5 protein-coding genes are annotated in these 6,521 nt (G+C 70.6%); 4 read left to right on the plus strand and 1 reads right to left on the minus strand.

All coding sequences use genetic code 11. From position 1 onward, the window contains the following. The 4 genes from D588_RS0114835 to D588_RS0114850 all read left to right on the plus strand — a co-directional run. Positions 1–431, plus strand: a 431-nt coding sequence (locus D588_RS0114835; protein ID WP_026143736.1) for a c-type cytochrome, incomplete at its 5' end; no start/stop codon positions are given. Then, entirely contained in the window at positions 428–1,447 is a 1,020-nt protein-coding gene (locus tag D588_RS0114840) for a beta-propeller fold lactonase family protein (RefSeq protein WP_017916544.1), read from the plus strand. The genes D588_RS0114835 and D588_RS0114840, both read left to right, overlap by 4 nt. Before the next feature lie 53 nt (positions 1,448–1,500). Further along, complete coding sequence (locus D588_RS0114845; RefSeq protein ID WP_017916545.1) at positions 1,501–2,610, plus strand: S-(hydroxymethyl)glutathione dehydrogenase/class III alcohol dehydrogenase; 1,110 nt, start codon at positions 1,501–1,503, stop codon at positions 2,608–2,610. A 16-nt stretch (positions 2,611–2,626) separates the two neighbouring features. After that, positions 2,627–5,023, plus strand: a complete 2,397-nt coding sequence (locus tag D588_RS0114850; protein WP_017916546.1) for a TonB-dependent receptor — start codon at positions 2,627–2,629, stop codon at positions 5,021–5,023. Positions 5,024–5,467: 444 nt separating this feature from the next. Here D588_RS0114850 and D588_RS0114855 read toward each other — a convergent pair. After that, the coding region (locus D588_RS0114855) for a sigma-54 dependent transcriptional regulator (RefSeq protein WP_017916547.1) at positions 5,468–6,521 on the minus strand (1,054 nt) is incomplete at its 5' end.

The following is a 6,521-nucleotide window of genomic DNA, read 5'->3' on the forward strand; positions in this document are numbered from 1 at the left end:
CGCCTGCACCGGCCTCTGCGCCGGCGGCGACCGCGCCCGCCGCCGCTCCTGCCGCCGCACCGGCCCCCGCTGCGGCGGTGACGCCGATTCCGAAGGGACCGCCGGTCAAGGTCACCCCGGAGCTGGTCGCCGAAGGCAAGGCGCTGTTCAACTCCGCCGGCTGCACCGCCTGCCACGGCGGCACCGGTGGTGGCGGCATGTGCCCGCCGCTGACCAACGACATCTGGGTCTACGGTAGCGACGACGACACCTTGCGTACGCTGATCACCGAAGGCACCGCCGGCATGGCCGCGCATGGCAAGACCCGCATCGGCCACGAGAAGGTGGTCGGGCAGATGCCGCCGTTCGGTCCGGTGCTCAAGCCGGGCGACACCGAGAAGCTGCTGGCCTTCATCCACTCCATCAACAAGACCGCGGGCGCCACGCAATGAGGAATGCGTTGCGACTGGCCGCGGTCGTCGCGCTGTCGCTATGCGCCGCGGCCTGCCAGCGTGCCCCTGCGCCAGCCGCAGGGGCCGACGCCGCGAAGGCTGCGCCGGCACCGACGGCCGCTGCCGCGGCGCTGGCCTACGTCCCGAACCAGCGCAGCGGCACCATCTCGGTGATCGACACCGGCAGCGACCGCGTGGTGCGGACGCTGTCGGCGCAGGGCCAGCTCGGCAAGCGCCTGCAGCAGGTGGTGCCGGGTCCGCCCGGGCATCTGTACGTCATCGATGCGCAGGGCCATCGCCTGCTGGACCTGGATACCGTGCAGGACCGGGTGCTGCGCAGCGTCGACATCGGCGAGAACGCCGAAGGCGTGGCCGCGTCGCCGGATGGCCGCCAACTGGCGGTGTGCGTGGAGGGGCAGAACCAGGTGATGCTGATCGACCCGGCCAGCTTCACCATCGGCGCGCACATCGCCACTCGCGGGCAGGCGCCGGAACACTGCGTCTACACGCCGGATGGCGCGCTGCTGCTGACCAGCAACGAAGGCTCCAACGACTTGGACGTGATCGACCTGAAGGCCGGCGCGTCCACCGGCGTCATCGCCACCAGCGGGCATCCGCGCGGCATGGCGTTCGCGCCCGACGGCAAGACGGTCTATGTGGCGCAGGAAGCGGCCAATGTGGTCGACGTGATCGACCTGGCGGCGCGCACGCGCGTGGCCAGCATTCCGGCCGGGCGGCGTACCGCCGGCATCGCCATCGCCCGCGACGGCAGCCGCGTGTACGCGTCCAATGGCGCCGGCACGGTCAGCGTGATCGATCCGGCCGCGCGCCGTGCGTTGGCGGAGATCCCGGTGGGGCAGCGGCCCTGGAACCCGGCGCTGAGCCCGGACGGCAAGAAGCTGTACGTGGCCAATGGCCGTTCCGACAGCGTCAGTGTCATCGACACGGCGGCGATGAAGGAGATCAAGCAGATCGCGGTGGGCGAGATGCCATGGGGTGTGATCGTGGCGCAGTGAGGTGAGGCGAGCGGCGCTCTCGGGCGCCGCGACGGGAGGCGGGGAGAGCCGGAATGAAGACGCGAGCCGCGGTCGCCTGGGCGGCGAACCAGCCGCTGGCCATCGAAGAGGTGGATCTGCAGCCGCCCAAGGCCGGCGAAGTGCTGGTGCGCATGGTCGCCAGCGGCATCTGCCACGGCGACGACATCGCCCTGTCCGGTGCCGATGCCGATGCGGCATTCCCGGTGATCCTGGGCCAGGAAGGCGCCGGCGTGGTCGAAGAGGTCGGCGTCGGCGTCACCAGCGTGCGCCCGGGCGATCACGTGATCCCGCTGTACATGCCCGAATGCGGCGTGTGCAAGTACTGCCGTTCCAACCGCACCAACCTGTGCCAGGCGATCCGCAGCAGCCAGGACCGCGGGCTGATGCCCGATGGCAGCAGTCGCTTCTCGCTGCACGGGCGCCCGCTGCTGCACTACATGGGCACCAGCACCTTCGCCGAATACACCGTGTTGCCGGAGATCGCGGTGGCCAGGATCCATCCGGCCGCGCCGCTGGACAAGGCCTGCCTGCTCGGCTGCACGGTCACCACCGGCATCGGCGCGGTGCTCAACACTGCGCGGGTGCGTCCGGGCGAGAGCGTGGCCGTGTTCGGGCTGGGCGGCATCGGCCTGTCGGTGGTGCAGGGCGCGGTGATGGCGCAGGCCGAACGCATCATCGTGGTCGACATCAACCGCGACAAGTTCCCGCTGGCGCGCGCGCTGGGCGCCACCGATTGCCTGGACCCGAAGGATTTCGGCGCGCCGGTGCAGCAGGTCATCGTCGACCTCACCGACGGCGGCGCCGACCACAGTTTCGCCTGCGTCGGCGACGTGCGCGCGATGCGCGCGGCGCTGGAGTGCTGCCACAAGGGCTGGGGCGAAAGCATCATCCTCGGCGTGGCACCGAGCGCGCAGGAGATCAGCACGCGGCCGCTGCAACTGGTCACCGGCCGCGCCTGGCGCGGCAGCGCCTTCGGCGGGGTCAAGGGCCGCAGCGAACTGCCAGCCTATGCCGAGCGCTACCTGGCCGGGGAGATCCGCATCGACGAACTGATCAGCGAAACCCTGCCGCTGGACCACATCAACCGCGGCTTCGAGGCGATGCGCGCCGGCCGCGGCATCAAATCGATCGTTCTCTACTGAACCTCAAGGAACCGGCATGCCCCATACCCCAGGACGCAGCACCCCGTCGGCGAGTCTGCTCGCCCTGGCCGTCGCCACTGCCATCGGCGTGCTCGCCGCACCGGCGCGCGCGCAGACCACGGTCAACGCCGACGATGCGCAGATCACCGCGCTGGACCGGGTCGAGGTCACCGCCACACCGATTCCCGGCACGCTCATCGATGCCGACCTGCTGCCGTACACGGTGCAGACCGCCAATGCCGACGACATCGCGCGCAGCCAGGCCGGCAACCTCACCGACTTCCTGCTGCGCGAAATGAACGGCGTGGACACCAATGAGGTGCAGGGCAGCCCGTTCCAGACCGACCTGACCTTCCGCGGTTTCCGTGCCTCGGCCTTGCCGGGCGCCTCGCAGGGCGTGTCGGTGTACCTGGACGGTGTGCGCATGAACGAGCCGTTCGCCGACATCGTCAGCTGGGACATGATGCCGGAGGCGGCGATCCGCAGCGTGGCGCTGATGCCGGGTTCCAACCCGCTTTTCGGTCCCAACACGCTGGGTGGCGCGCTGGCCTTCACCACCCAGTCCGGCCTGACCGCGCCTGGCCTGCGCGCCGACCTGTCGGTGGGCAGCGGCGCGCGCAAGCGCCTGGATGCGTCCTACGGCTACGCCGGCCGCGACGGCCTGCATGCCTTCGTCGCGGTCACCGGCTTCGACGAGAACGGCTGGCGCGACGCCTCCGCCGGCCGCCTGGGCACCGTGTTCGGCAAGTTCGGCCGGCAGGGCGACAGCACCGACTGGGACGTGTCGCTGCTGCACGGGCGCAGCCGCCTGGTCGGCAATGGCCTGCTGCCGAGCTACCGCTACACCGACGAGGGCACCGAGCCGGGGCTGTACGAAGCCGACCGCGCTGCGGTCTACACCTCGCCGGACCTGACCCGCAACCGCAACACGCTGCTCACCGGACAGTTCGACCATCGCTTCGACGAGCGCACCGCATTGCACCTGCTCGCCTACTACCGCCAGGGGCGGCGCGACACCGTCAACGGCGACATCAACGACGACTACGAGGAATTCGTCGACGATTGCGCCGACGGCTACGCCGCCGACGGCACGCCGCTGGACGCCGGCTGCACGGTGTCGCGCGCCGATGCCGACGCGCTGCACAGCGGCGTGCTCAACACCACGCAGATGCGCCAGCACGCCGAGGGCGTGGCACTGAACCTCAGCCACCAGGCCGGCGCGCACGCGCTGAGCATCGGCGCCACCTACGACCGCAACCGCGTGCGCTACCGGCAGTACGAGCAGGAGGCGTTCGTGCAGGACGATCGCTCGGTGGTCGCCGATCCGGACGAGGATCGGGAGTTCTTCTCCGGCGTCGACGGGCGCAGCAGTACCCTGGGCCTGTTCGCCGCCGATACCTGGGAGCTGAGCGAGGCCACCCACCTCAATGCCGCGCTGCGCTGGAACCGCGTCGCCGTCGCCAACACCCTGTCCACCGCCGACGACGGCGTGCAGCCGCGCGAGCGCTTCGTGTTCGCCAAGGCCAATCCCTCGCTGGGCATCACCCAGCGCCTGGGCGACGGCTTCACCGCGTTCGCCTCGGCCTCGCAGAACAGCCGCGCGCCGACCGCGATCGAACTCGGCTGCGCCGACCCGGAACAGCCGTGCCGGTTGCCGACCGGGCTGCAGGCCGACCCGCGCCTGGAGCAGATCGTCTCGCGCACCTACGAGCTCGGCCTGCGCTGGAACCCGACGCCGGCGCAGGCGCTGAACGCCTCGCTGTACCGCGCCGACAACCGCGACGACATCCTGTTCCTGCGCGCACCCAATTCCCAGCAGGGCTATTTCGACAACGTCGACCGCACCCGCTATCAGGGCGCCGACCTCAGCTACCGCGGCAGCCACGGCGCGCTGCGCTGGTTCGCCGGCTACAGCTACCTGGACGCCACCTACCGCAGCGCAGGCGAACTGCTCTCCGGCGAGCGCACGGTGACCTTGCGGCCGGGTACGCGCATCGCCGGCCTGCCGCGCAACACGCTGAAGCTGGGCGTGGACTGGCAGGCGCTGGCGCAGCTGACGCTGGGGGCCGACTTGCGCGCGGTGTCGCGGCGCGTGGCCAGCGGCAACGAGGACGGCCTGGTCGAAGACCCCGAGGAAGGCGAGGCGCCGGCGCGCCACGACCTGTCCACCGGCGGCTACGCCTTGCTCGACCTGCACGGCACCTGGGAACTGGCCGAAGGCCTGTCGTTGTACCTGCGGGTCAACAACGTGTTCGACCGCCGCTACGAGACGTATGCGGCGATCGCCGAGGACCTGTTCCCGGGCGGCGCCCTGGCGCGCCCGCAGGACGCTGCGGTCGAGGACGGCCCCTCGCGCTTCGTCGCCCCCGGCGCACTGCGGCAATACCAGGTCGGTTTGCGCTGGCGTTTCTAGCGGGCGGTTTGCGGTTCGTGTGGTGGCACCGCTCGGCGCGTGCCATCCGCCGTGTCCAAGACGGCTGCACGCCAGTCGGCGCGGGCGACTGGCGCGGCTGACGCCGCTCCTGCCTGGGTCCGCGCCTGCTCATCGGCGCAGGGCTTCCTGCAGGAGCGGCTCAGCCGCGACCTCGGACGGAACCTATCCGGCTCCGTCCGCAGTCGGGACTGAAGTCCCTTCCACAGTGTGCGATCTCAGCGACCCGCAAGCCGTTGTCGTAAAAACGGATGTCGTGGGAGCTGCTTCAGCCGCGACATCGAAGCCCGGCATCCTCCAGCGGCCTCAACGGTTGGGACGCCAATACCCCACAGCACTCACGCCGCTACCGAATGGCAGGACGCGACAGGCGAGGCTTCATTCGCGACGCGCAGCAACTCCATTGAATCGCGATGTCGCCGCCACTCAAGCCGTCGCCAACCCGTGCTTGCGCAGCTTGCGATACAAGGTGTTGCGGCTGATGCCCAGCGCATCGGCGGTGCGGCTGACGTTCCAGCGGTGACGCTCGAGCTGCTGCTGCAGCACGCTGCGCTCGGCACTGTCCAGGGCGACGCGGCCGGGCATGCCGTCGCCGGCATGCGCATCGTCGCCGAGCAGGCATGGGCCGCTGTCGGCATCGACGATTTCCTGCGGCAGGTTGGGGATGCGGATGACGCCATCGGCGCACAGCACCGCCGCGGTACGCAGCACGTTGCGCAGCTGCCGCAGGTTGCCGGGCCAGGCATAGCTGAGCAGCTTGTGCAGGGCGTCCTCGCTGATGCGCACCGTCTGCTCGCCGCTCTCCTCGCGCAGCAGGGTGCGGATCAGTTCGGCCTTGTCGCTGCGCTCGCGCAGCGGCGGCAGGTGCAGCACCACGCCGTTGAGGCGGTAGTACAGGTCCTCGCGGAAGCCGCCGCTGCCGACCATCTGCGCCAGGTCGCGGTGGCTGGCGCTGATCACGTGCAGTTCCAGCGGCACCGCGCGGTCGCTGCCCAGCGGGGTCACGCTCTGTTCCTCCAGCACCCGTAGCAGGCGCGTCTGCAGCGGCAGCGGCATGTCGCCGATCTCGTCCAGGAACAGAGTGCCGCCGCTGGCCTGCAACAGCTTGCCGTGGCGTCCTTCGCGCGCGGCATCGGTGAAGGCGCCGCGCGCATAGCCGAACAGCTCGCTCTCGATCAGCGCTTCCGGGATCGCCGCACAGTTCACTGCCACGAACGGGCGGTCTGCCCAGGGCGAGCTGCGGTGCACCGCCTTGGCGAACTCTTCCTTGCCGGTGCCGGTGGCGCCGCACAGCAGGATCGACACGCGGTGCTTGGCCAGCTTCAGCGCATTGTCCAGGTTGTGCAGCATGCGCGGATCGGAGCCGACATGATCGTTGGCGCGCGCGGCCTGGCCGTCCTCGCCCGCGGCGCGCGTTCGACCGGCAGCGCTGCGCGCACGCGGCGGCTGCGCCAGGGCGAAGAAGCGGCGGCCGGGGCAG

The organism is Xanthomonas sp. SHU 308 (assembly GCF_000364645.1).
GTDB lineage: Bacteria > Pseudomonadota > Gammaproteobacteria > Xanthomonadales > Xanthomonadaceae > Xanthomonas_A > Xanthomonas_A sontii.

Bases quoted from the DNA above. Each gene is read 5' to 3' on its own strand.
- D588_RS0114840 (WP_017916544.1), top strand. From the start codon at position 428: ATGAGGAATGCGTTGCGACTGGCCGCGGTCGTCGCGCTGTCGCTATGC.
- D588_RS0114850 (WP_017916546.1), top strand. From the start codon at position 2,627: ATGCCCCATACCCCAGGACGCAGCACCCCGTCGGCGAGTCTGCTCGCC.
- D588_RS0114845 (WP_017916545.1), top strand. From the start codon at position 1,501: ATGAAGACGCGAGCCGCGGTCGCCTGGGCGGCGAACCAGCCGCTGGCC.